At 26.8% G+C, this 858-nt stretch carries 2 protein-coding genes; both read right to left on the bottom strand.

Features of this window, described 5'->3' with window-relative positions:
• Window positions 1-358, bottom strand: a 358-nt coding sequence (locus EZH24_RS12775; protein WP_137999415.1) for a GNAT family N-acetyltransferase, incomplete at its 3' end; no start/stop codon positions are given.
• The gene (locus tag EZH24_RS12770; protein ID WP_137999414.1) at window positions 358-717 is read right to left on the bottom strand and encodes a hypothetical protein; all 360 of its coding nucleotides are present in this window, start codon (window positions 715-717) and stop codon (window positions 358-360) included. The genes EZH24_RS12775 and EZH24_RS12770, both read right to left, overlap by 1 nt.
• Window positions 718-858: the final 141 nt, after the last annotated feature.

The raw sequence follows: 858 nt of genomic DNA, 5'->3' as shown, positions 1-858 counted from the left end.
GAGTAATCGAAGTGAGAAATTTTGAACATATCTCGCTATTTTTCGCTTCCTCAAAAAGTTTCTTTCCTATACCCAATTTAAAATATTTATCGTCAACGAAAAAAAGCGAGATATGTTCAAAATTTCTCAATTCGATTACTCCGACTATTTTTTTATTTTCGTCCCTTGCCACCAACATTAAAGCGCCTTCGATAAAAAATCTCAATCTCATACTTTCCGCCGATATAAATATAAGAATATTATTAATTCCCTCTTCCGTGTCGATTTTAGAATTATATTTTAAATATATTCTTTTTACCAAGTCGGAAATTTCTTTAATATCTTCTATTTGCGCTTTCTCTATTTTAAATTTAAACATTATTCAAAAGTTTTTATAAGTCTTTGAAACGGCAAATGATTTGTGTCTTTTATGAATTCGCCTTTTTTATAATATCGCAAATAAGGTATCAATTCGTTTTTCCAAGTATTTTCTTTGAAGTTCATAAACGATTCGTATAAAGCGCTTTCGTTATATAAACAAATAAAAATCGTAATGTCGACTTCTGAATTTTTTTCGTTCGCTTTCAATTCTCTTTCCAAACCTTTCCAATCTCCGCACCAATCTTGCGTGAAAATTGCCAAAACATTTTCGGACGCGTTTTTTATATTGTCGCTTACTTCTTTATTGTCGATTATATTTTGCATTTCTTTATCGTCTATATTTTTGAATGTTAACATTAATTCCTCCGAGTAATTTTTTAAATTTTAATAATTAATAATTTAAATCATATAATAAAAAATATTTTTTATCAACGAGCAAATAACTATATGATTTATTTTATAGTTATTATTTGACAAATTAATTTATATTCTGTTATA

The organism is Brachyspira catarrhinii (genome assembly GCF_005518285.1).
Classification (GTDB): Bacteria; Spirochaetota; Brachyspiria; order Brachyspirales; family Brachyspiraceae; genus Brachyspira; species Brachyspira catarrhinii.
Note: the sequence above shows the minus strand (reverse complement) of the source record. Positions and strands in the feature narration are given on the sequence as shown.

What these genes read in the sequence shown, in the direction of transcription:
- EZH24_RS12770 (WP_137999414.1), bottom strand. Translation starts at nt 717, where the DNA reads ATGTTAACATTCAAAAATATAGACGATAAAGAAATGCAAAATATAATC.